The sequence below is a fragment of the Streptococcus sp. ST14 genome, assembly GCF_046098195.1.
Taxonomy (GTDB): Bacteria; Bacillota; Bacilli; order Lactobacillales; family Streptococcaceae; genus Streptococcus.
Genome location: NZ_JBJUSF010000003.1, coordinates 101,325 through 126,115, shown reverse-complemented (window position 1 = coordinate 126,115; position 24,791 = coordinate 101,325). Strand labels below are relative to the sequence as shown.

The window sequence follows — 24,791 nt, the reverse complement described above, 5'->3', positions numbered from 1 at the left end:
TATCAAAAAAGAAAGGACGAAATTTGTCCTTTCTCGAGCTTAGCTTTTCATCAACCCACTACAGTTGACAAAGAGCCTTTTTTATTTCTTTGACTGTGTTTCTTCTTTCTTTGTACGTGCCAATCGAAGAGCGCGTTTAGGATTGAGACGATTAAATAATTCTTCTAGTTTCTTTTCATTCCATACATCTGCTGCAGAAACAAAATTGCCATCTGCATCTCGGAATGATATCGGTTTATCTCCCATATCAATCTCCTAGTCTACAAATTCAAATTCAAATTTACCAATGCGGACCAAATCGCCATCTTTGGCGCCACGCGCACGAAGGGCTTCGTCAACTCCCATACCACGAAGCTGACGGGCAAACTTCATGACCGATTCGTCACGGTCAAAGTTGGTCATGTTAAAGAGTTTCATGAGTTTTTCACCAGAAAGTACCCATGTCGCATCATCATCACGACTAATCTCAAAGGCTTTTTCTTCCTCGTCAAAGCCATAGTAAGCCTCTTCTTCCATATCGGATTCATCATAAATCGGGAATTCTGGAGTCTTGTCTAACAATTCAGCTGTCGCGTCTAAAAGAGTCGCCAAGCCTTGCTTGGTCAATCCAGAAATTGGGAAGATGGCTGGAAGTTCCTCAAACTCGTCGTAGTTTGCTGCCAACTTTTCCTTGAAAGTTTTAAGATTTTCCTGACTTTCAGGCATATCCATCTTGTTGGCTACGATAATCTGTGGACGTTCCATGAGACGAAGGTTATAGGATTCTAATTCCTTATTAATAGAAAGGTAATCCTCATAAGGATCACGTCCTTCGCTAGCTGACATATCGATGACATGGAGGATAACTCGTGTACGTTCAATATGACGGAGAAACTGGGTTCCAAGACCAACACCTTGACTAGCCCCTTCAATCAAACCTGGAAGATCTGCTACTGCAAAAGATTCACCTGACTGCGTACGAACCATACCTAGATTAGGGACAATCGTCGTAAAGTGGTAAGCACCGATTTTGGGCTTAGCTGAAGTGATGACACTAAGCAAAGTTGACTTTCCAACAGATGGGAAACCGACCAAGCCAACATCCGCTAAGATTTTCAATTCCAGTTGCAACTCGCGTTCTTGTCCTGGTTCTCCATTCTCAGAGATTTCAGGTGCAGGATTTTTTGGAGTGGCAAAACGGATATTTCCACGACCACCTCGACCACCATGAGCCACGATAAACTCTTGACCATGTTCAATCAAGTCTGTAATGACTTTACCTGTTTCCGCATCACGTACAGTAGTCCCCTGTGGTACGCGAACACGAAGATCTTCTGCACCACGTCCGTGCATTCCTTTGGTCATCCCTTTTTCACCGGAATCAGCCTTGAAATGACGGTTATAACGGAAATCCATCAAGGTACGCAAGCCTTCGTCTACCACGAAAACAACGTTACCTCCACGTCCACCATCACCACCCCAAGGACCGCCATTAGGGACATATTTTTCACGGCGAAAGGCAACCATGCCATCGCCACCATTACCAGCCTTAACCTTAATCTTGGCTGTATCTAAAAACATACTCATATTTTCTTCTCACTTTAAAAAGGCTGGGGAGAACCCAGTCATTAGTTATTGTTTCTATCCTCGTAGCTTGCTTAGAATCTGCTAAAAGCTCCAAGCGCTGTTGCAAAGATACCAGCAAGGGTCACAAACAACATGATGAGCACGACAACAAGTGTCACCTTTTCAAACATTGTTTTTTTACGGTTACCATTATCTCCAAAAGCCATAGTTTCTCCTTTTCACTCTATAATTTTAATTTAATATTCTGTAGAAACAGGTGCAATTGCCCACAAAATCAAGTAAGCAAGAACCCCCGCTCCATAACAAAAGGCTAGAACTCCCCAAATCACACGGACAATCGTCGGATCAATATCAAAATAGTGGGCAACACCTGCGCAAACGCCTCCAATTTTTTGATCTTTACCGCTTCTCATAAATTTTTTCGCCATCTTTTATTTCTCCTTTTTTACTTTTTGTTAATCTTTCCAGTAGTCTCGCATACTGGACAACTGTTTTTTAGATGCCTTCAGAATGCGTTTAGATTCTTTTACCGGGACGCTGACTGCTTGTTGAGGGAGATATAAAATAGTTTTTAGAAAACGTTGACTCATAGGTTCTCCATCGAGCAATTCTTGTTCAAAATTATTAGAAATAATGGCATCAAGGTAAAACTCGTGAACTCGTTTCCCAAAATTCTCAGCCGAAATCTCATACAACTTGTCAGCCAACTTTTGCTCATCCATATCTGGAGTGGCAATCAAAGCTTCAAGGATAGCTCCTGCAAGCTCTCGTTCTCCATAGTAGAGAGTGCCAAACATTTTATCATTGATCAGATTTTCAAGATAGGGATTGCCATGAGCGATAACAGGCGTTCCACTGGCTAGACTTTCTAGATAGGTTAAGCCCTGAGTTTCACTCGTAGAGGCTGAAATAAAGAAATCAGCTGCTTTATAGTACAAGGCTGTCTCACTTGGAGCAATCATACCTGTAAATTTCACATGTTTTTGTATGTTTAATTTCCCTGCTTGTTCTTTCAGACTGTCCAGATAAGGTCCGTCTCCAGCAACAACCAACTTTACCTTGTCTTCTTCTTTCAAAACCTGCGCAAAGGCAGCTAAGACTGCTTGGATATTCTTCTCATAAGAAATACGCGAAAGACTCAGCAACATTTTCTCGCCTTCCTGAATACCTAACTTCGAACGAAGATCTTGTAAGTTTTCCTCTTTGATCTCAGGCCGTTCAAACTTAGCCAGCTCAATTCCAGTTGGGATGACACGCTTTTCAACCTTAACTTTGTATTTAGATAAAAGGTCACGAACAATCTCACTAGGGCAAATCACGCCATCTACATCATGAAGGAAGCCTCGCACCAAATATTTTACCATACTCGGACGAATTAGCATGCCCTTAGCAATGTAATGCACATAGTCTTCATACTGGGTATGGTAGGTATGAATAACTGGGATTTTTAACTCTCTCGCAATCCAAATCCCTAACAAACCTAGTGAAAACTCTGTTTGAGTATGAATGATATCTAGCTGATACTGTTTAGCAATTTCAAGAGCCTTTGTAAAGCCACGATAAGCAAAACGTCGATCCTTAAATGCAAAGAAGGGAACACTCGGTATTCGGATAATTTGCCAATCCTCATAGCGATTCACATCTTTATCTGTTGTTGTAAAGATAAAAACTGCATGTCCTTGCTTCTCAAGCTCTGTCTTCAAGGTTCGAATACTAGTCGCAACCCCAGAAACCTGAGGGAAATAGGTGTCAGTAAATAAACCAATTCGCATAAATTACCTCACTTTTTGCCCAAAGCCGCCTGCTCCTGATAGAACTTCAACCAGATTTCCAGTAAATGCTCCTCGGAATACTCTTTAGAAATCTCTCTAGCTTTTTCTTTCAAGTCTTTCAACTTTTCAGGACGATCTTTGTATTCGAGAATAGCTTCTCTCATCTCTGAAACATCACTGGTAGCACGATAATTCCCTTCGAGAATGACCTTGTATAAATCTAAATCCCTTAGCATAATCGGTGCTTCACAACTAGCAGCCTCTAAGATAGTCATAGGGAATAATTCATTGTAACTTGGTAGCAAGAATAGATCCGCCATAGCGTAAAGTTCCCGCATCCGTTCCGGTGACACAATCCCAGGGAAAATAAGATTTTCAGGTGGATTGTCCATTATCTTCTTGTAGCGTTCATAACCATCTGTCATCCCACCAAATGAAAAACCACCTGCCCAGATAAAGGTAATTTCTGGCAATTCCTCAGCAAGACGGATAAAATCATCAATTCCTTTACGTTTCTGAACCTGACCCGCACCGATTACGACAAACTGATCTTCCGCAAGATCCATTTCCTTCCGGAGTTGTGCAACCTGTTCAGTTGGTAATGGATGCCATTTTTCTTTGTTTACAAAATTTGGAATATAAGTTACTTTTTCACGCGGAATACCAGCAGCCACTAAATCCTCGATAAACATGGGATTGACCACCACCAAGTGTTCCATTCGGTTGTAAAAGGAAAAAACATAGCGTTTGACAATTCCTTTTAGGAAAAATGGAATCTTCAAACTCCCCTCAAGCGTATCAGGCAAAAAATGCACATAGCCAATTTTTCTCCCAGAGCGTTTCTTTTGGAAAGTGGATAAATAATAGGGGAAATCAATGGTATGAAAGTGAGTTACATCCGCTTCGACAGGAAGATTCTCCGTAACAATTAACTGGTCTTGGGCATCACGATGTAGAAGACGTACCAACTCACGGTAGGCTCCTGATACTCCTTGACCAGCCACTTTTTCACTTGAACTTAGCATATTAATACGCAATTTTTCGTTTTCCATACCTTTCATTATACCATTTTATTTCCAGAAAATCAGCAAAAGAAAGAGAGACCAGAGGAAAAAGGAGGAATTTACCCTATTTTCCAATCGTCTCTCATATTTTTCTGCTGTTTATTTAATTCCTAGGGCGATACGTGCATAGCGACTCATTTTTTCAACTGTCCAAGCTGGATACCAGACCAATTTAACTTCGGTATTGGTTACCTCAGGCACATCTGTCATCGCATCGTGAATCTGGTCCGTCAAGAGATCTGCCAATGGGCAGCCCATAGTTGTCAAGGTCATATCAATTTCAGTGTGACCAGTTTCACCATCAAAACGAATTTCATAAATCAAACCTAGGTTGACAATATCAATCCCCAACTCAGGGTCGATGACTTCTTCCAAGGCATTTAAAATGCGTGTTTTGATCGTTTCAATTTGCTCTTCTGTATAAGCCATGTTATTCCTCACTCTTAGTCTTCAATAAAATCACGAAGCGGTTTGCTGCGACTTGGTTGACGCAATTTTCTCAAAGCCTTGGCCTCAATCTGACGGATACGTTCACGAGTCACGTTAAAGACTTTCCCAACATCTTCAAGAGTACGCATTTTCCCATCATCTAGCCCGAAACGAAGGCGCAGAACGTTTTCTTCACGGTCTGTGAGAGTATCCAAAACCTCATCCAACTGCTCGCGCAACACGATGCGAGTTGTGTAGTCTACTGGATTTTCAATCACTTCGTCTTCGATAAAGTCCCCAAGATGGCTATCGTCCTCTTCTCCAATCGGTGTTTCAAGTGATACTGGTTCTTGAGCGATTTTCAAAATTTCACGGACCTTGTCAGGTGTCATATCCATACGTTCAGCGATTTGTTCAGGAGTTGGATCTTGACCCAATTCTTGAAGGAGGTTACGCTGTTCACGAACCAATTTATTGATAGTTTCAACCATGTGAACAGGGATACGAATGGTGCGAGCTTGGTCAGCGATGGCACGAGTGATTGCCTGACGAATCCACCAAGTTGCATACGTAGAAAACTTAAATCCTTTTGAATAGTCAAACTTGTCAACAGCCTTCATCAAGCCCATGTTTCCTTCTTGGATCAAGTCAAGAAACTGCATGCCACGCCCTACGTAGCGCTTAGCGATAGAAACCACCAAACGAAGGTTGGCTTCTGCAAGGCGTTGTTTGGCTTCGATATCACCAGCCTCAACTGCTAGGGCCAATTCTTTTTCCTCTTCGTTGGTCAAGAGAGGAACAACCCCGATTTCCTTCAAATACATACGGACTGGGTCATTAACCTTGGCAGAGGTTGAGCCAATCAAGTCCTCATCACTGAGTTCTGGTTCTTCTTCTGCACTAAGAACACGCGCACTTGGATTTCCTTCGTTATCTGTGATAGAAATTCCAGCATCCTGAATCCGTTGCAAAAGGTCTTCAATGCCGTCTGCATCGAGGGTAAAAGGAATAACCAGACTTGAATTGATTTCGTCATCTGTTGCTGTTCCTGTTTTTTTGTGGTTTCGGATAAAGTCTGCTACTTGCACATCAAATGTGGTTACTTCTTTTTGTTTTGTTGCCATTATTACTCCATTCTTCTCTTTTGGGAAATCAATCGTTGCAATTCTTCCAAGGCTGTGTCTGTATCTCCTACATGACTAGCTTCCTGCACTTTCTTTTTAATTCGTAAGTTGTCCTTGCTGAGGAGAGCACGGTTTCGAGTCGCTTCGACTTCCATTAGCTCTTGAGGCGACATCTCAGCTGGCAAATCCAAGCTAAGCACGTGGTACCAAGCATTTTCAACCTCAGGCGTCTGATGAGAAAGCTCCTCTGAGCCGATTTCTCCCTGCTCACTTAATAATTCGTAAAGAATTTGAAATTCTGGGGTATCAAAGAAAAAATCTTCTCTTAATCGGTAGTCGTTTAACACAACTGGGTTCTCAGCCATCCTATAGAGGAGATGAGCCTCTGCTCTCATGACTGCTGTCAATTGTCGCGTTACAGGTATACTAATCGCTGCTGGAGGTTGCTCCTCTTTGACTCTTTCCTGCCTCTGAACAATGCGACTTTCATTTACAATCTGTTCCACCTGCTGGTAATCAAAAGAAGGTAGATTATCCGCCAGAATGTGGATATAAGAATTCTGGGCAGTGATAGACTTTTCTTTGGCGATTAGGGGCGCAATCTTTTCAATGAATTCGATTTGCGCCTGCAAGTTATCACTATTTTCTGGCTTGAGCTGGTGAATATAGAACTCTATAGGACTAATCCGAGTCTTGGTTAAAAGGTAAGCCAGGTCTTCAGCAGAATTCTTTTGCAAATACTCATCTGGGTCCATGGCATCAGGTACTCGGACAACTTCCACTGAGAAATCTTTTAATTCTTCCAGAGCTTTGGCTGTCGCTGCCTGTCCTGCCTTGTCACCATCATAGCTGAGAACTATCTTTTTGGTGAAGCGTTTGAGGTGGTCAACATGCTCCTTGCTCAGCGCTGTCCCCATGGAAGCCACAGCATTTTCTATACCAGCACGGTAGGCCGCGATCACATCCATGAAACCTTCCATCAGATAGAGCTCTGTAATCTTACCTGTTCCCTTTTTTGCCTTGTCCAAATGATACAATTCGTAACTCTTGTTAAAAATTGCAGTCGAGCGACTATTTTTATATTTGGCAGTCTGACTATCCATTTCTTGCCAAATACGACCTGAAAAGGCAATGACCTGCCCCTTGTCATTGGTCAAAGGAAAGACAATACGTCCGAAAAAGGTATCAAAGAACTGATTGTCATCTGACAAATAAAACAAGCCCGAATCCAATAAATTCTTTTCCTCAAACTTGCCAGATAAACGTTGGTAAAGATAGTTTCTCTCGGCTGGAGCTAGTCCAATTTGGAAGTGCTTCAGGACATCATCCGTCAATCCACGTTTGTAGAGATAAGCCCTTGCTTCTTCTCCCATCTTAGTCGTCATGAGGATTGCATGGTAAAAGCGTGCTGCTTCTTCATGCATATCATATAGAGCTTGATGAGGAGAAAGCTGTTGAGGACGAGACTGGATAGGCATAGCTAGTTGAATACCGACACGCTCACCTAAGAGCTGAACGGCTTCCATAAAGGATACACCTTGGTATTCTTCGATGAACTTAAAAACATCTCCTGAACGCCCACAACCGAAACAATGGTAAAATTGCTTGTCTTCAACAACGTTGAAAGAGGGGGTCTTTTCACCATGAAAAGGACAGAGCCCTAAATAGTTCCGTCCAGCCTTTTGTAAAGAAATCACGTCACCTATGACTTCCACAATGTTGGCATTGTTTTTGATTTCTTCAATGACTTGCTTGTCAACCATACACAATACCTCCATCTTATCATAGTTTCACGTTATCTAGTATAGCTTATTTCTGAAAAAAAGTAAACCATTTCATACACTTTCCGTAATTCTCTTTACCTTATTTTTCTTGATAGAATGGGAAGATAAAAAACTCAGAATCACTTCCGTGTTTCTAAGTTTTTCTTCTCTATTTTTTGACGAGAAATTCTCTACTTTACTCAAATAATTGATAGTAGTCTGAAATCTTCATTTTTGCTTTTTCTTCTTTGTTCAAATCTTGGATGATACGACCATCTTTCATGACAATCAGACGATTTCCATACTTCAACGCATCCTCCATATGGTGGGTAATCATCAAGGCTGTTAGATGATCCTTGTTGACAAACTCATCTGTTAACTCCATCAATGCAACACTGGTCTTGGGGTCAAGGGCTGCTGTGTGTTCATCCAACAAAAGCAACTCTGGTCGTTTCAAGGTTGCCATCAAGAGGCTCAAGGCCTGACGTTGACCACCTGATAGAAATTCAATCGGAGTGTCCAGATGTTTTTCAAGACCATTTCCAACCTTTTCAATGGTAGCCTGAAACTCTTCACGATGACTTGATAGTCTTCTAGGCAGGAGCCCTCTCTTCTCACCACGAAACTTGGCAATCAAAAGATTTTCCGCCACCGTCATACGGGGAGCCGTACCCATCTTAGGATCCTGAAAGACACGAGACAAGTACTTAGCCCGCTTTTCAGGTGAAAAATGCGTCACGTCCTCGCCCATAATACGGATACTTCCACTTGTTAAAGGTAGGGTACCTGCAATAGTGTTAAAAAGCGTTGACTTCCCTGCTCCATTTCCACCTAGGATGGTAATGAAGTCATGTTCAAAAATCTCAAGAGAAACATCATTCAGAATGATTTTTTCCTCGTCAAAGCCATTCGTAATGACTTTGGTAGCATTTTTTAATTCTACAATTGCTGTCATTTGCTAAACTTGACTCCTTTCAGGTATTTGCTTTTGAAGGTTGGAATCATAAGGCAAACTGCCAAAATCAAGGCGCTGTACAAACGAAGATAACTTGTATTAAACCCAAGAGCAATCACTCCCCAGACGAGGAACTGATAAGCAATAGACCCTACAACGATGGTCATGAGTCGCTCTGCCAAGGTCAAACTCTTGAACAAAACCTCACCAATAATCAAGCTAGCAAGCCCTACGACAATCACGCCGATTCCTCGAGAAACATCCGCATATCCTTCTTGTTGAGCAATTAAGGCTCCTGCAAGCGCGATAATCCCATTTGAGAGAACCAAGCCCATAAGTTCCATTCGTCCTGTATTGATACCAAAGCTACGAGCCATATCGGGATTGTCACCTGTAGCGATGTAGGCCTGACCTAGTTTGGTATCAAGGAAAAAGAGCATAAGGCCAATAACAAGAGCTACAAAGATAAATCCAGTCAGGAGTTGGTTAAGATCTGAATCAAAAGGCAAGACATCCTGAATTTGCTTGGTTCCAAGAAGCCCCAGATTGGCACGTCCCATAATCATGAGCATGATGGAATGGCAAGAAGTCATGACCAGAATCCCTGATAAGAGGGTTGGGATTTTTCCTTTGGTATATAAGAGACCGGTCGCCATTCCAGCTAGACAGCCCGCTCCTACTGCGGCTAGGGTTGCTAAAAATGGGTTGACTCCCTGTGTTATCAAGGTTACAGCTACTGCTCCCCCAAGAGGAAAAGAACCTTCAGTAGTCATATCTGGAAAATTCAAAATTCGAAAAGTCATAAAGATTCCCAAACCTAAAATCGCCCAGACCATCCCCTGAGAAATAATGGATACTATCATAATCTTTCACTCATTTCTTTCTTTAGTAAAAATGGGAGGAGATGTGCCCAGCTCCTCCTTTATATTTATTCAATCACTTGTCCTGCTTCTTTTAGAACGGACTCAGGAATGGTGATACCAAGTTCCTGCGCTAGTTTTTTGTTAATCACTGACTTACCAGTTGAAAATACATTAACTGGCGTATCAGCTGGTTTTTCACCTTTCAAAACTTTGGCAATCATCTTACCAGTAGCCACTCCAAGATCGTGTTGGTCAACTACTACAGATGCTAATCCACCTGCTTCTACCATGGCAGTAGCACTTGGGTAGATTGGCTTTTTAGCTGTTTGGTTGCTTGAAACAACTGTTGAGAATGCTGATGCGATGGTGTTGTCAATTGGAACCCAAATCGCATCAACCTTACTTGTCATGACATTAACTGTTGAAGCAATTTCATTGGTTGATGGAACGGCAAATGTTTCGACTGTCAAACCTGCTTTTTCAGCATAAGCCTTGAATTCTTCTACCTGTGTTTTTGAGTTATCTTCGCTACTTGAGTAAAGAGCACCGATTGTTTTGACATTTGGTGTCAAAGTTTTAATCAATTCCACTTGCTGTTCAGCTGGGTTGTGGTCTGACACCCCTGTAATGTTGCCACCTGGTTTTTTCAAATCTTTGACCAAGTTAGCACCGATTGGGTCTGTAATAGCAGCCATGATAACTGGTAGATCTTTAGTAGCACTTGCAAGTCCTTGAGCTGCTGGTGTTGCAATCCCAACAACTACATCGTTTCCATTTGCTACCAATTGTTTACTCATGGTTGCAACCTTGCTCTGATCGCCTTCAGAGTTCATAAAGTCGATTTTTACTTGGTCGTCCTTATAGCCTTCTTCAGCTAGTCCATCTTGAATTCCTTGGTAAATCAAGTCCAAGGATGGGTGACTAACAAATTGAAGGACACCAACCTTAGCGACCTTTTGCTCTTCCTTAGCTGATGGCTTGTTCATAGATGAATAAATCAAGCTAGCCACCACCAATACTGCTAATCCAGCCACAATTCCAATCAAACGTTTATTTTTCATTTTTCTTTCTCCTTAATTCTTTTACCTTAACTTTTTAAATCACATCATCAAGCGATGCCATCGTTTAAATTCCAATATCTTTCCTCCCCATAGAAAAAGTCCTCACACAAAAAACTTGTGTGAGGACGTCGATGCGCGGTGCCACCTCAATTATAGGGAATATCCCTATCGCTCTTTCTCGCAATAACGAGTTGCACTGTAAGGTGTGCTCACCGAATTTTTATGATTTCAAATTCTTAAGTACATTCAGCCCAATTTCATCAATTTCATCTATCTGCTTTCACCAAACACAGACTCTCTAAAAAATGAGCAAGATTACTTTCTGAATGTTTAAATTATATCATTTTTCAACTACTTGTCAAGCTTATTTTTAGAATTTTTTAAACAATTCAAAAACTTCCCCTTGAAAAAAGAGGAAGTTTGTAGAATATCAGCCAGAATTACGTAAACCAGTTGCAATTCCGTTAATAGTTGTATGGATCAGTTTTTCTTCATCTGCCGACAATTCTCCGCGACGTTGGCGTTTGATCAACTCCAACTGGATGTAGTTCAGGATATTAAAGTAAGGCATACGATAGTTTAGACTGTCTTTTAGGTAAGAGTTTTCTGCCAAGAGTTCGTCATAACCTTCGATAGCTAAAATAACGTCCTTAGTCAACTGCCATTCATCTAAAATAGTGTAGTAGATAGCTTGTACTTCTTCGTCTTCACAGAGCTTGGCATATTCAAAAGCAATGTTCATGTTAGACTTAGACAAGACCATGTCTACATTGGAAAGCAAAGATTGAAAGAAAGGCCAGTTTTGGTACATGTCACGAAGAAACTCGATATTCTTCGGATCTTGATCTATAAATTCTTTAAAGCTTGATCCCACTCCGTACCATCCAGGGAACATGACACGGCTTTGTGACCATGAGAAGACCCAAGGGATAGCACGCAAACCGCCAATTTCAGTGATGGTCTTACGAGCTGCTGGACGCGAACCGATATTGAAGCTTGAAATAGCCTTGATTGGACTTGATTCAAAGAAATAGTCATAGAAATGTTCATTTCCAAAAACCAAATCACGGTAGATATCATAACTACGGTCTACTACTTGATCCATGATAGCTTCGTAACGATTTGACGTATTGGTATCACTCTTCTTCTTTGTAATCATACGGTTAATGGCTGCAGAAACCAACATTTCAAGGTTATAATAAGCAGCGTCTTTGTTTCCGTATTTATTTCCAATGACTTCTCCTTGCTCAGTCAGACGGATACGGTCCTTAATAGACTTGAGCGGTTGAGATGTGATGGCTTCATAAGTTGGTCCACCACCACGACCCACAGTACCACCACGACCATGGAAGAAAGTAACCTTAACGCCAAATTCATCCCCAATAGCCGTCAGTTGTTGTTGCGCTTTATAGAGAGTCCAACATGATGACAGGTAACCACCGTCTTTGTTACTATCAGAGTAGCCAAGCATGATTTCTTGGTAGTTGTCTTTTGAAGCAATCCATTTTTTAGCCAAAGGTAGAGAGAAATATCTTCTCATAGTCTCTTCTGAGTGATCCAAGTCTTCGATTGTTTCAAAGAGGGGAACAATCTGAACGCGGGCTTTTTGGGCATCCACCAAGCCGACTTCCTTAAGCATAATGGCTAGCTCTAACATATCAGATACACTGGTTGCGTGAGAAATGATGGTTTGACGAATAACATTTTCACCCAGTTTATCCTTCAACTTGCGCGCAGCTTTAAAGATAGAGAGTTCTTTTTCAAGCAGTTCTGACTTTTCAGCATGAGTCGCTGAGAGGATACGAGGATCTTCTTCCAACTCTTTTAAGAGGAGGGCACATTTTTCGTCTTCAGACAGATCGCTATAGTGGTCGTTGATTCCTGCGGATGCTAACAATTCTGCCACACAAGCTTCATGAACACTAGAATCTTGGCGCATATCAATAGAAGCAAGATAGAAACCAAAGATTTCGACAGCTTGCATCAACTCGACAAATTCTCCAGAAATCAGGTATTCCCCTTTGTTTTCAAGGAGAGAATCGCGAATCGCCAACAAGTCTTGATAGAATTCATCTGCGGTAGCATATCTTGGATGAACATCCTTATCTTCGATAAGATAGGTCTTGGTTGCCTGCATCTTAGCTTGGATGTCAAAGAGGGCACGACGATAGAGTTCTTTTTCGCGATAAATCGAGTTATCCTGTGACTTAAGAGCCATCTCACGAACCTTGTCGCTGACATTCACGATACTGGTTGAAAGTGAAAATTCACGATAAAGATTATAAATCTTTTCATCATAGTAGTTCATGATGACTTCGCACTGAGTCAAGGCTGATTTATTGAGGGTTTCCGCTGTTACGAAAGGATTTCCATCACGGTCTCCTCCGATCCACATCCCCATGGTAATTGGTTTTGGATGTTGGAGATCAATACCTTGTTCTTTAGCTAGTTTCTTATACTCAGCCGTCAAACGTGGAACAGCATTCAGGAAAGAACTTTGGTAGTACTCCATCACGTTGGTGATTTCGTTGGTTACTTTCAATTTCTTCTCACGAATCATGTCCGTTTGCATGATAATTTCAATGTAACGACGGAGATCTGTGTGCCATTTTTCTTTATTAATCAAGCCAAGTTTGACATCACGGTACTTGCGCAAAAGCGTATGGATATGGTTGGTCAGATCCAGCATACTCTTGCGCTGTACTTGCGTTGGATGGGCGGTTAAGACGGGAACGACATTTAACTTTTCTAAAATTTCGGCTGCATTTTCTTTTTCAGCTACCATCTTAATCGTTGTAGATAGTTTTCCTAGATAGTCTTGGTCCACATTGTTTTGGTGATTGATTTCATAGGCCAAATCCACATCCTCAGAGATATTAATCAAAAGTGGAAGGATAGAGAAATAGCGTGAAATGTAAATCATTTCTTCATTTGAAAGACTGGTCACTAGGTCATTGAGCCCTTGATAATTCTCGCTAGTTGATAATTCCTTCAACTGGATAATCTTTTCAAAGGTTTCTGGCGCTAGCATATTTTTTGTGATATCTTCTAATAACTCAGTCAGAATCAAGACTTCTTCTTGGACGACTGCTTTATTACTATAGTTTTCTAATTTTTGAAGAGACATATACTTTCCTTTCCATTCAATCCTTACAGACTTTCATCGGTTTGATTTTCGTATTCTCTGATAAGTTTGGCACGTTTTTCACTTGCGTCAATGTTCAGTACAAGCGCGATGGCTACGGATAATACCAATAAACTGTTCCCACCTTGTGAAAGGAAGGGGAAGGTTACCCCTGTAGAAGGAATCAACCCTGAAATCCCACCGATATTGACAAAGACCTGAACAAGGATCATCCCTCCGACGCCAATAGCAACCATAGAGTTAAAGGGGTCCTTTGCTCGAATACCAACCAAGATGATTCGCAAAATCAAGAAGAAGAGTAGAGCCAAAATCATACTGGCTCCTACGAATCCAAACTCCTCAATGACAATCGAAAAGACGAAATCCGTATGGGCTTCTGGCAGATAACCACGCTTCTCGATAGAATTCCCCAGTCCCAGTCCGAACCAGCCACCATTTACCATTGCATAGTAGGAATTTGCGAGCTGGTGCCCTGCACCCGCCAAGTCATTAAAGGGATTAAAGAAGGCACTAAAACGTTTAGCAACGTAACCAAATACAGGAATTTGAGAGAACTTTTCAACCCCAACAAAGCGAATAACAGACAAGACTAACATTGAGCTCCCTGCCAAGAGAGCCAAAATGGTCGAGAACCAACGATAGGCGATCCCACTAACCGTATACATGATGAGCGCCACCAAGACCAAGATGGTCGCATTTCCCAAGTCTGGGAAAATTCCCAAGCTACCAATCAGAACCAGCAGAACAAAACGCCAATCATTAAAAGCTCGAGGAATCCATTGATTTTGAGTTAAAACTTGAAAATCGTAAATACCAATTTCATCCTGTTGTTTTGAAAAACGTTGGGCCAAGTACCAGACGATGATAATCTTCAAATACTCCGCTGGCTGAATGGTCAAAGGTCCTACTGAAATCCAACCATAGGCTCCATTGACTGGCGTACCAATTAAGCGAGCCAGAGCTAAGAGAATCAGCTCAACAAACATAACAATAAATAAAAGTCGTTCTTTTCTTAAAAAATTCAGTTTCAGCTTATATATCAAGACAATCAATATTAAACTAAATATCCAAAACATTCCCTGACTTCGAACCAATTGGAGGGCACTTTTACCTTCTTCGATAAGAATGGCACTGGTTGTAGAATAGACTACAATCAAACCCAAAATAGATAAAAGGAAGTAAGGAACTAGAATAGAATAGTTTAACAGGTGCCTCTTACTAATCTTCATAGTATCACCAATCTAATGAGAACAAAAGAAATTATTCCCAAATTCCGTTTATTTTCTAGTTTTGATTGCTATTATACCATTTTTTCCGAAAGAAAAAAACTCTTACCCTTAAGATAGAAGATTTTCTCATAAGAAAAAGAGCACTTGGCTCTTTTCTGTTTTATTCTTTTGAAGAACTGCTTGAGCTTGAATCTCCACCACCGATGTATTGGGTGAAGATATTTTGGAATGATTGGTCTTTAACCTTGATGTTTGCTGCTTGCAATTCTTTACCAATTACTCCTTGAACAAAGGCTGAATCATTTTGTTTTTGAGTCAAGATGATGGTCTTCAATTTTTCTTTGTAATCCTCTATATTAGAAGATTTTTCTGTTTTTTTCGTTACTTTGATGATGTAGAACTGACTACTGTAGGCTTGTGTTCCAGTAGCTGTAATCACATCAGAAACCCCGTTCACATCCAAGGCAAAGGCTGCTTTCTTGACTTGTTCTGGAAGTTCTGTAGAAGCAGAGTCAAAAGTGATTTCTCCACCATTTTCTTTTGTTTTATCGTCGTTAGAGTTGTCTTTTGCCAACTGAGCAAAATCCGCACCTTCTGCTTTAGCTTTCTCAAGTACTTCTTTTGCCTTGTCTTCATTATCCAAACGGATGATTTGAGCTGTTACATCTGGTGTGTAAGACTCAAAAGCTTTTTGGTAGGCTTCGTCTGTCAACTCGCTCTCTGCAGCCTTCTTAACCGCTAATTCAACCAATTTGCTGGTACGGATTTGAGCTTTACGAGTCTCAGGTGTCATACCTGCACGTTGAAGCACGCTGTTGTAGCTATCGCCGTATTTCTTTTGTTCTTCAGCAACGGCATCATCCACATCTTTATCCGTTACCTCCGACCCATATTGTTGTTCAAATACTTTTTGGATGGTCATATTGAGCAAGACTTGTTGTGCAGTTGGATTGTTCTTTACTTCTTCAAAGAATTGATGCTCTGTAATCACATCGCCCTTCATGCTGATCAAATCTTTTCCTTCAGAACTGTTTGAACAAGCTGCAAGTGTTGCTACTGATAAAAGTGTGATGGCTCCTGCCATAAGTTTTTTCTTCATGTTTACTCCTTTTACGGTAAGTGTTACCTTATCTATTTTACTATAATTTCTTAAATTTTTCTGAAAATCATTCACTCTCAGGAAGCTCTACTTCTGCTAGATTCTTTCGTAGCATGAGAATGCCGTCTCCAAGCGGAACTAGAGTTGCTGTTAGACCTGGATTGTCCAAAGTTGCATCGAAAAGTCTTTGCAAACCACGGTAAATGGTTCGTTGACCTCGGCGGACTTCCATGATGTCCTTGGCAACATCTCCTCCTTGAAAAATATCATCCAAGACCACTACTCCACCGACTTCCAAATGTTTAAGGATTTCAGGCAGAAAGACGATATACTTGGACTTGGCCGAATCCATAAAGACAAAGTCATAAGTTTCTGTCAGAGTAGATAAAACATCTACTGCATCTCCCTCTAAAAGAGTGATTTGCTTACGACTGTCAAACTTGGCAAAGTTCTCCTTGGCAAAACCGATCATCTCAGGATTACGGTCAATGGTTGTAATCTTTGCATCTGGCGCATGTTCTGCCATCAAGAGGGCAGAAAAGCCAATAGCTGTCCCAATTTCCAAAATGTTCTTGGGCTGTATGGTCTCCATGAGAAATCGAAAATACGCGACCGTTTCATGGGGAATGATGGGAATATTTTCCTTGCGAGCGAAGGTCTCCAATTCTTTCAAGGAACCTGTCACCTGCTTTTGACGCTGGCGCATGAGTTCTACGATTTCTTCCTTGACGACGGGACGTCGCATATTGTGATTGGCATTTTTACTGTAAGACTCTACCATCTTAAGCTAGTCCCAATTTTTCAACAAGGGCTTCAAACTCATTCAAACGGCGTTCAAAGACTGCAAAGGCATCGTTGAGGTAGTCTTCCTTCTCCATATCGACGCCCGCTTTTCTCATGACATTGAGCGGATAGTCTGACTTACCTGCTTTGAGATAGTCGATATAGCGGTCACGATCTTCTGGACTACCATGGACAATCTTTTCAGCCAAGGCTGAAGCAGCTGCAAAACCTGTTGAATACTGATAAACATAGTAGTTATAGTAGAAGTGTGGAATGCGCGCCCACTCGTATTGGATCTGAGGATTGTCTTCCTTGCTGAGTCCGTAGTACTCTTGGTTCAAGTCAGCGTAGAGTTTATTGAGGAAATCACTTGTCAAGACTTCTCCATTTTGGTCTGCTTGGTGGATAGCATGTTCAAACTCAGCGAATTGAGTTTGACGGAAAACTGTTCCACGGAAACCATCTAGGAAGTTATTGAGAATAGCAAAGCGAGTTGCATCGTCTTCCACTTCTTCCAACAATTTCTCTGTCAAGATATTTTCGTTAGTCGTTGAGGCAATCTCAGCCAAGAAGATAGAATAATCTCCGTAAACATAAGGTTGGGTTTCACGAGTATAGCTAGAGTGCATACTGTGACCTGTTTCATGGACAAGGGTAAAGAGATTATCTAGATTGTCCTGCCAGTTGAGAAGCATAAAGGCATTGGTATCGTAAGAACCACCAGAGTAGGCACCAGAACGCTTGCCTTGGTTTTCATAGACATCAATCCAACGCTCACTGAAGGCACGTTTAACACGGCTCAAGTAGTCGTCACCTAAAACCGCCAAAGCTTCTTCTGCCTTTTTCAAGGCTTCCTCATAAGTAAAGCTGTATTCTACTGAAGATAGCGGTGTGTAGACATCGTACATCTTGAGATCTGAAATCCCCAAGATTTTAGAACGAAGGTTAAGGTAACGATGCAAGAGTGGCAAATGCTTGCGAACTGCTGCTACTAGATTGTCATAGACACTTTCTGGAACAAAGTTTGCTGCGAGGGCTGCATGGCGAGCACTCTTATAGTTGCGAACTTTTGCTCGATAGTTTTGCACCTTAACATTTGTCTGCAAGGTCTTAGCATAAGTGTGTTGGAATTGCTCATATGTCGCATAAAGGGCTTCATAGGCACCACGACGCACTTCACGGTTTTTAGACTCCATCAAACGGATGTAAGTACCGTGTGAAAGTTGCACTTCCTTGCCTTCGTCATCAAGCACGTATGGGAAGCTAATATCCGCATTGTCCAAAATAGCGAAGGTTTCACTAGCAGAACCAAAGATTTCTCCTGCTCCAGCAAGCAATTCTTCCTCACGTTGCGAAAGAACATGGTCTTTCTTTTGCAAGAGCTTGTCAAAAAAGTGTTTGTAAACTTGGAGTTTTGGTTGAGCTTCTAGGAAGGCCGCATACTGCTCTTCGCTAATCTCCATAAACTCAGGTTCATAGAATGAAAAGGCTTGTTCTAACTGACTGTATAGGGTCATTGCCTTAGCATAGTACTCTTGATACTTGGATTCACGCGTGTCCTGGTCATTTTTCATATGTGCATAGACATAAAGCTTTTCAACTTGGCGTTCCAAATCAAGTGAAAATTCTGTGATCTCAAGCAAACTGTCTGCGCTGTCTAAGAGATGTCCCTCATACTGAGATGCTGTTTGTACTTTTTCAGTTAAATCTTTCAAGGTTTCTTCCCAAGCCTGGTCTGTTGGGTAGATTGTTGAAAGATCCCATGTATCTTTTTCACTTATTTCATGTCGTTGTAATACCATAAGATTCCTCCATCCTTTCTATTTTACCACATTTTTTGAGAAATATAAGTGATAAAAGGCTGGTGGATAGAGCTTTTGGCGATTATTTTTCGGATTTATTTGATAGTAAGCCTGAAAATTTCTATAATAGCTAGTCAAATCCGTTTCAATCTGCAAAAAATCACCTGATTCAATTGGTCTGACTTGGGGATACCAGTCGTCCAGTTGATGGTTTAATAGATTGTCTCCTTGATGATATGCTGCCTCCTGCTTCTTCATCCAGTAGGACGTTTGGTAGTACAACTGTTGGCGAATGTAGTGACAGATAGTTGAATCTTGAGAAACTGTAAGACTAGCTAGCTTTTGTTTCTGATAAGGAAATCGTAGAATTTCCAAGAGATTTCCTTGACCAAAGGGAAATTCCTTGACCTGAAAATGAAGCTTGCCACGTAGGTCCTGATGCAGAAGATATTTGAGTCTCAAAACTTGTTTTTTGAAATCTAGTTCCCAAACATAGAAACCCATATTTTGACTAAAATAGAGAAATCCCCTTTGCAGTTGTGTTAATCGCTCCTTTAACCAGAGTTTTTCTCCCAGTAGCCAAATAACTTTGTAGCCCTGACTACGGTAGCCTTGACTTCTGTCGCCTAAAAGCTTTTGAGACAAGGGACTGCACTGAACCTCCAGAGCTAGTTTCCCATTGACGAGAACATCCGCAATCTGCTGGATCTCAGGCAGACTATATTCTAAGGCAACCTGACAGTCTTTCTTGGCCCAGTGATAAAGGGCCTCTTTGTTGCCCAAGTGTTCTGGACTTTCATTCTCGAATATAGCGATGCAATCTCTTAACCTTTCATGGGCAAAGTGCGTCCGAATACTCTGTCCTTGGCGTAACCGTAGTCCGCCTCCACAGGCTGGACAAGTATAAGCTTGCTTGGTCACATCTTTTTCGAGGGCATTTACCAAATTCCCCTTGGCATCTCTGGCTACAAACATGGTCTACCTCCTTTTCTCATTTATTCGAAAAAGAACTAAAAAAGACTGGAATTCCAGCCTTTCATATTACTTTTCTACCTTTTAAACCTCTTAGAGTATTTTTTTAGCATGGGAATGAGATTGGGGATTTGTTCGCTCCTAATGACGAGCACACCGTATTCCTGGCAACGATTGGCATAAACGGGATTGATTTTTCCCGTACAAACAATCAACTTGAGGCAGCTCTCCCCAGCAAAATGATTGGCATAGACTTCTAGCTCATTGATGGCTTCAACTGATAAATCTGTCATCTTGCAGGAGATAAAGGTAATCGAGCGACCCTTTCTTAGAATGACATCAATCTCATTTTGAACATTGTCTGCCTCCGGAAAGATACCATTCCAATCAATCTCACCACCAATCATGCACTCATCAAACAGCTGAGATTCAAGCGCTAAGATATAGAGATATACCTCTAAAATATGCCCCTTGTTGCGGCAAAAAACTTGGGCTTCTTGACTTGGAAAGCTGTAGCTTACTCGCCACTTGTCCTCGCTTTCAATACGAAGCATGCCCGCTTCTACTAGTAAAGGGATAAGGGATTCTGGATAGAGGTAGTACTTGCCGTTGTTTTCCAGTATCTTTTCGGTTTCAGTATGCAGGTCATTGGTCTTAGCTAGAGAGAAAAATTGGGTTACTTGATACCAGTGGGCAGGATTGGCAATGGCAGAGCTGGCTAGTTTTTTAATAGCCGCAATTTGCTGAGCTGAGTGGATAGGGCGTTTTGATTTGAGCATTTTTCCACCACGCAAGGCTATCAACTGTTGGATGCTTAGGGTTGGAATGTCCAAATCTTCTTTTTCTAACTGACCAGCCACCCACTTGTATTGTTTTCCTCGTTCGACATCCATGGCAACAATCGGGAGGTCCCGATTCAAGCCATATTGATAGAGAGATAAGGCTAGTAGTGAATCCCCGCCAAAAACATCGAGAATAACTTGGTCATAGCCTGCAAGGCAATAATCTAACTGGTCTGTTAATTGTTCTAAAGATAGCTGACGAAAGGCCACTCGTTGGATATGGGGGACTTCTTCTAGGATAAACTGACGGAGAGAAACTTTCTCTTCATTGCTTATTTTCGTCAAAGAAAGGAAGAGAATCTCGTCACAATCACTGATAAAGGCTTGGTAGACATTCTTTTCCAATACATGCCGATCATACAATTCCACCAAAAGACTCGCCATTTGATCACCTCCATCATCTACACTTTCTTGCGCCGAGAGTGTCAGCAACACAGTTCTACTACTCTGATTTCCTACTTCTAGTATAGCATAAAATCCTGCTCGTCCCAATCAACCAACGCAAACAAAAACGAATAGAAACCTTGCAAAGTGGTTTCTATTCGCTGGGTTAAGTTTGATTTACTTGACTTTTTTGGCTAACATGGTCGCAAAGCGTAGTTGAATGCGATTGCCATTTTCATCACGACGGTGCAGATGTCCTGGATTTTCATTGTACTTGACCAATTCCCAATCCTTGTAGTAGTCCGCCAATTCCCCTTCTTTAAAGGTGAATGGGAAGTTGACTGAGCAAGGATAATCCTCCGTGTCCATGGCACAGACGATAAGATTATAGCCACCGACCGTGGTATGCTCCTGCATATTTTGGATGATAGCTGGAATGCGGTCCGCTTGTAGGAACATGAGAACAACTGTTGAAACGATGAAATCATAGTCTTGGCTAATGCTGGCTGAATTGATATCATAAAGTCCGACAGGCATGTCTAGATCCTCTTGCTCTACAATGCTTTGCAAGATTTCAAGGGACAATTCATTTTGATCCACAGCTGTCACATCAAAACCATTCTGTGCAAGAAAGAGAGAGTTACGTCCTTGACCACAACCCAAATCCAAGGCTCTTCCTGGTTTCACCGTCTGCATAGCCTCTAGGACCTCTGAATGGACTGGATTGGTATTGTATTTCTTAGGGAAATAATCCTCAGGTTTACAATAAAATTCCAAGTACCATTCTACATCATCAGTGGCAGCTTCCACTCGGTGCCAGGCTTGTGGTTGCGCCATGGGATTGTCAGCCCCTGCCTCAAAGAGGTGCTCAGCTAGAACCTCACCATCTTCAGTCAATTCAATAAACTTGAGTGCCCCCTTCAAGACAGTAATTTTTCCCCAAGTGCCGACCTTGGTATTGTGCTTTTGCTGAACTGCTTCAGGCATGGTCTGTTTATTCCACAAGGGCATCCGTTTATAGGCAATTAATTTTTCCATTTTACTTCCTCTTCTTAACGCTGGTTGACAGCTTTCATCACACGCGCGATGTCGCGGTTTTGTTCACGACGCTTGATCGACTCCCGTTTGTCATAGTCATGCTTCCCTTTAGCAAGTCCTAAAAGAAGCTTGGCATAGCCATCTTTGAGATAGACTTTGAGGGGAACAAGGGTCATTCCTGTCCCTTTGGTCTCTTGTTCCAATTTTTGAATTTGCTTCTTATGGAGCAGGAGTTTACGACGGCGTTCTGGTTCCTGGTTCCAGATATTACCCTCTTCGTAAGGAGCGATATGAACATTGCTCAGCCAGACTTCCCCATTTTTTACTTGGGCAAAGCCGTCCTTGAGATTGATTCGAGCAGCTCGAACGCTCTTAATTTCAGTTCCGGTCAGGACCATTCCTGTCTCTAGCGTATCTACGATTGTATAGTCGTGGTGCGCCTTTTTATTTTGTGCGACGACCTTTCCCTCGCCCTTTGCCATGCTTGGCTCCTTTCTTAGCTACTTCTTTGTAAAAAGGTTTCTTGCCTTTTTTCTTTTTATCTTTTTGTGAATGCTTGTGCTTATCATTTGAGCGCCCTGATTTTCTCTTGTCTTCCTTCTTATCTGAACGACGACTTGAGCCACGACCTCTATCTTTGCGCCCAGCTTGTTTCAAACCTTTTTCGATGACATCAAACTCACTTGGGATATAAGAGAAGTCAATTTCACCTGTCATCTTATCGGCTCTTTCAACTCGAATGCGAATCTGCTGACCTACACTGAAAGTTATGCCCGATTTCTCCCCACGGAGAGTCAAATCCCGTTCGTTGAAATGATAAAATTCAGGTAGATTGGTAATGTGAATCAAGCCTTCAACTGTATTTGGCAATTCGACAAAGAGACCGAACTTGACAATGCTGGATACAACTGCATCGTACTCTTCTCCCACGTATTCTTCCATGTACTCAGCCTTTTTCATGGCTTCGACTTCACGCTCCGCCTCGATGGCACGACGTTCACGGTTGGAAGACTGGGTTGCAATCTCTGGAATCACTTGCTCAAAATGCTCTGCTATTTCCTTAGAACGGCCGTAATCCCGAATCATACGGTGGACAAGGAGATCTGGATAACGGCGAATAGGACTGGTAAAGTGAGTGTAATAGTCGGCAGCAAGACCATAGTGACCGTGATTGTGCTCTGAATAGCGAGCTTGTTGCATGGATCGGAGAAGCATCATGGACAATACATCCGCATAGGGTTCTCCCTCAACAGCACGCATGATGTCTTGAAGCGCCTCCTGGCTAATCTCACTGGCAGTCCCATAAATCCGCAAACCAAAGCTTGAAGCATAGTCAATAAACTTCTGAACTTTTTCAGCTTTGGGCTCCTCGTGAATTCGATAGATGAAAGGTAGATCCAACTTGCTAAAGTGCTCGGCAACCGTTTCATTAGCAATTAACATGAAGGACTCAATCATCCGCTCAGCAATACCACGTTGGCGAAGAACGATATCCACAGGCTTACCTTTTTTATCCACTAGAATCTTTGCTTCGCTGGTATCAAAGTTAAGGTCGCCACGCTTCTCACGCATACTTTCTAGCCTTTCATGAAGCTTGGCCATGAGCTCGATACTAGGAACAATTTTCTTAAACTCTTGTCTTTTTTCCTCGTCACCTGCTAGGATATCATTAACAGCGCTATAGGTCATACGAAAACTAGTCTTGATGACTGTTTGGGTAATGGTGTAATGAACCACACGACCGTGTTTATCAATTTCCATAATGGCAGACTGGGTCAAGCGATCTACTTGAGGATTGAGAGAGCAGATACCATTTGACAGTCGTTCTGGGAGCATTGGAACTACACGGTCTGTCACATAAACAGAAGTCGCACGGTTAAGGGCTTCCTTGTCAAGTGCAGAACCCTCTGTCACATAGTAGGAAACATCCGCGATGTGAACTCCGAGTTCTAGATTGCCATTTTTCAAAGGCTTGATGTGTACTGCGTCGTCCAAGTCCTTGGCATCCGCACCGTCAATGGTAAAGGTAAGCTCATCTCTTAAATCAAGACGCCCTTCCATATCCTTTTGAGATGGAGCTTCTGGTACACTTTCTGCCTCCTTGAGAACAGCTTCTGGAAATTCTGAAACAATATCCATGGATTCCAAGACTTCAAGAACGTCAATCCCAGCATCAGTCGAGTGCCCCACCACGTCGAGCACACTAGCGACAAAGAAATCATGTTTCTTACTTGGGTATTTGTCTATGAAGACCTTAAGAACCTCTGTCCCTTCCAACTTGATAGCTGGTTTCTTCACATAAATCGGTTGGCTGATTTTCTGATTCTTTGAACGAATGTAGCCCGCATACTTGGGCTTTTCCTGATCCAGAACAATTTGTCCGACAACTGTCGTCAGGCTATGCTCTAGGATATCGATAATTTTGGCTTCTGCAGCAGTTCCCTTGTTACGGTCAGCGACTTTCTTGATGACCACCTCTACGGTATCACCATCAATGGCATAGTTGACATCGTTTTTTCCTACAAAAAGGTCGTCCTCTTCGCCTTCTAGACTGACAAAGCCAAAGCCATTCTTATGGGCATGAAAAATCCCTTTGAGGGTAATTTCATGTTTCTTCTTTTGGTCCAGACATAAACTACCATCATCTTCAAAACGGATCTGGTGCTTTCTTTCCATCAGAGACAGGGTTTTAATCAACTCACGGAAATCCTTGGACCCATCCTTTCCGAGAGACTGAGCCAGGTCATTTACCGTCACTCGCCCCTTCTCTTGCAAATATTCTTTAATTTTATCTTTCATGTTTTCTTTCTAGATTTTTTAATTTTCTTTTACTGTAAGACCTTCTCAAACATCATTTAATACTCAATAAAAATCAAAGAGCAAACTAGAAAGCTAGTCGC

The 24,791-nt window shown here is 41.8% G+C and carries 22 protein-coding genes and 1 other annotated feature; all 22 genes read right to left on the bottom strand.

All coding sequences use genetic code 11. From position 1 onward, the window contains the following. Nucleotides 1–81: 81 nt before the first annotated feature. The 22 genes from ACIY19_RS02015 to rnr all read right to left on the bottom strand — a co-directional run bounded on the left by ACIY19_RS02015 (nucleotide 82) and on the right by rnr (nucleotide 24,690). Nucleotides 82–246, bottom strand: coding sequence for a hypothetical protein (locus ACIY19_RS02015; RefSeq protein WP_000502578.1), 165 nt, complete (start codon nucleotides 244–246; stop codon nucleotides 82–84). A gap of 9 nt (nucleotides 247–255) precedes the next feature. Continuing rightward, nucleotides 256–1,566, bottom strand: coding sequence for a GTPase ObgE (gene obgE, locus ACIY19_RS02010; RefSeq protein WP_409002562.1), 1,311 nt, complete (start codon nucleotides 1,564–1,566; stop codon nucleotides 256–258). A gap of 71 nt (nucleotides 1,567–1,637) precedes the next feature. Further along, the gene (locus ACIY19_RS02005) at nucleotides 1,638–1,772 is read right to left on the bottom strand and encodes a DUF4044 domain-containing protein (RefSeq protein ID WP_000863864.1); all 135 of its coding nucleotides are present in this window, start codon (nucleotides 1,770–1,772) and stop codon (nucleotides 1,638–1,640) included. A 30-nt stretch (nucleotides 1,773–1,802) separates the two neighbouring features. Further along, entirely contained in the window at nucleotides 1,803–1,994 is a 192-nt protein-coding gene (locus ACIY19_RS02000) for a PspC domain-containing protein (RefSeq protein WP_162284807.1), read from the bottom strand. Between the two features lie 27 nt (nucleotides 1,995–2,021). Next, nucleotides 2,022–3,338: a glycosyltransferase family 4 protein gene (locus tag ACIY19_RS01995; protein WP_409002561.1), complete on the bottom strand. Its 1,317-nt coding sequence runs from the start codon at nucleotides 3,336–3,338 to the stop codon at nucleotides 2,022–2,024. Between the two features lie 8 nt (nucleotides 3,339–3,346). Beyond that, a complete protein-coding gene (locus ACIY19_RS01990) occupies nucleotides 3,347–4,399 on the bottom strand; it encodes a glycosyltransferase family 4 protein (RefSeq protein WP_409002560.1) in 1,053 nt (350 codons plus the stop codon). 102 nt (nucleotides 4,400–4,501) lie between these two features. Beyond that, a complete protein-coding gene (locus ACIY19_RS01985; protein WP_000331930.1) occupies nucleotides 4,502–4,831 on the bottom strand; it encodes a metal-sulfur cluster assembly factor in 330 nt (109 codons plus the stop codon). 14 nt (nucleotides 4,832–4,845) lie between these two features. Continuing rightward, nucleotides 4,846–5,955, bottom strand: coding sequence for an RNA polymerase sigma factor RpoD (gene rpoD, locus ACIY19_RS01980; RefSeq protein WP_000201892.1), 1,110 nt, complete (start codon nucleotides 5,953–5,955; stop codon nucleotides 4,846–4,848). A 2-nt stretch (nucleotides 5,956–5,957) separates the two neighbouring features. Beyond that, entirely contained in the window at nucleotides 5,958–7,718 is a 1,761-nt protein-coding gene (gene dnaG / locus ACIY19_RS01975) for a DNA primase (RefSeq protein ID WP_000227879.1), read from the bottom strand. Nucleotides 7,719–7,914: 196 nt separating this feature from the next. Further along, a complete protein-coding gene (locus ACIY19_RS01970) occupies nucleotides 7,915–8,673 on the bottom strand; it encodes an ABC transporter ATP-binding protein (protein ID WP_000125420.1) in 759 nt (252 codons plus the stop codon). Next, nucleotides 8,670–9,536, bottom strand: coding sequence for an ABC transporter permease (locus tag ACIY19_RS01965; RefSeq protein WP_000637252.1), 867 nt, complete (start codon nucleotides 9,534–9,536; stop codon nucleotides 8,670–8,672). The genes ACIY19_RS01970 and ACIY19_RS01965 overlap by 4 nt, the downstream gene beginning before the upstream one ends. Before the next feature lie 65 nt (nucleotides 9,537–9,601). Continuing rightward, nucleotides 9,602–10,597, bottom strand: coding sequence for a tryptophan ABC transporter substrate-binding protein (gene trpX, locus ACIY19_RS01960; RefSeq protein ID WP_000792187.1), 996 nt, complete (start codon nucleotides 10,595–10,597; stop codon nucleotides 9,602–9,604). A gap of 118 nt (nucleotides 10,598–10,715) precedes the next feature. Beyond that, nucleotides 10,716–10,931, bottom strand: a binding site (T-box leader). 96 nt (nucleotides 10,932–11,027) lie between these two features. Further along, nucleotides 11,028–13,724: a phosphoenolpyruvate carboxylase gene (ppc, locus tag ACIY19_RS01955; RefSeq protein WP_409002559.1), complete on the bottom strand. Its 2,697-nt coding sequence runs from the start codon at nucleotides 13,722–13,724 to the stop codon at nucleotides 11,028–11,030. Nucleotides 13,725–13,747: 23 nt separating this feature from the next. Beyond that, nucleotides 13,748–14,971, bottom strand: coding sequence for a cell division peptidoglycan polymerase FtsW (gene ftsW / locus ACIY19_RS01950; protein ID WP_409002558.1), 1,224 nt, complete (start codon nucleotides 14,969–14,971; stop codon nucleotides 13,748–13,750). A gap of 160 nt (nucleotides 14,972–15,131) precedes the next feature. Then, nucleotides 15,132–16,070 carry a peptidylprolyl isomerase PrsA gene (gene prsA / locus ACIY19_RS01945; protein ID WP_409002557.1) on the bottom strand — a complete coding sequence of 313 codons (939 nt, stop codon included), beginning with the start codon at nucleotides 16,068–16,070 and terminating at the stop codon, nucleotides 15,132–15,134. 67 nt (nucleotides 16,071–16,137) lie between these two features. Next, nucleotides 16,138–16,851: an O-methyltransferase gene (locus tag ACIY19_RS01940; protein WP_083312825.1), complete on the bottom strand. Its 714-nt coding sequence runs from the start codon at nucleotides 16,849–16,851 to the stop codon at nucleotides 16,138–16,140. A 1-nt stretch (nucleotide 16,852) separates the two neighbouring features. Then, a complete protein-coding gene (gene pepF / locus ACIY19_RS01935; RefSeq protein WP_409002556.1) occupies nucleotides 16,853–18,655 on the bottom strand; it encodes an oligoendopeptidase F in 1,803 nt (600 codons plus the stop codon). Between the two features lie 18 nt (nucleotides 18,656–18,673). Further along, a complete protein-coding gene (locus ACIY19_RS01930) occupies nucleotides 18,674–19,630 on the bottom strand; it encodes a competence protein CoiA (RefSeq protein ID WP_409002555.1) in 957 nt (318 codons plus the stop codon). Between the two features lie 74 nt (nucleotides 19,631–19,704). Beyond that, a complete protein-coding gene (locus ACIY19_RS01925; RefSeq protein WP_409002554.1) occupies nucleotides 19,705–20,853 on the bottom strand; it encodes a hypothetical protein in 1,149 nt (382 codons plus the stop codon). Nucleotides 20,854–21,030: 177 nt separating this feature from the next. Continuing rightward, nucleotides 21,031–21,891 (bottom strand): SAM-dependent methyltransferase TehB, encoded by an 861-nt coding sequence (gene tehB, locus ACIY19_RS01920; protein WP_084878083.1) that lies wholly within the window; start codon nucleotides 21,889–21,891, stop codon nucleotides 21,031–21,033. Between the two features lie 14 nt (nucleotides 21,892–21,905). Further along, nucleotides 21,906–22,373, bottom strand: coding sequence for an SsrA-binding protein SmpB (gene smpB, locus ACIY19_RS01915; RefSeq protein WP_409002553.1), 468 nt, complete (start codon nucleotides 22,371–22,373; stop codon nucleotides 21,906–21,908). Beyond that, nucleotides 22,336–24,690, bottom strand: a complete 2,355-nt coding sequence (rnr, locus tag ACIY19_RS01910; protein ID WP_409002552.1) for a ribonuclease R — start codon at nucleotides 24,688–24,690, stop codon at nucleotides 22,336–22,338. The genes smpB and rnr overlap by 38 nt, the downstream gene beginning before the upstream one ends. Between the last annotated feature and the right edge of the window lie 101 nt (nucleotides 24,691–24,791).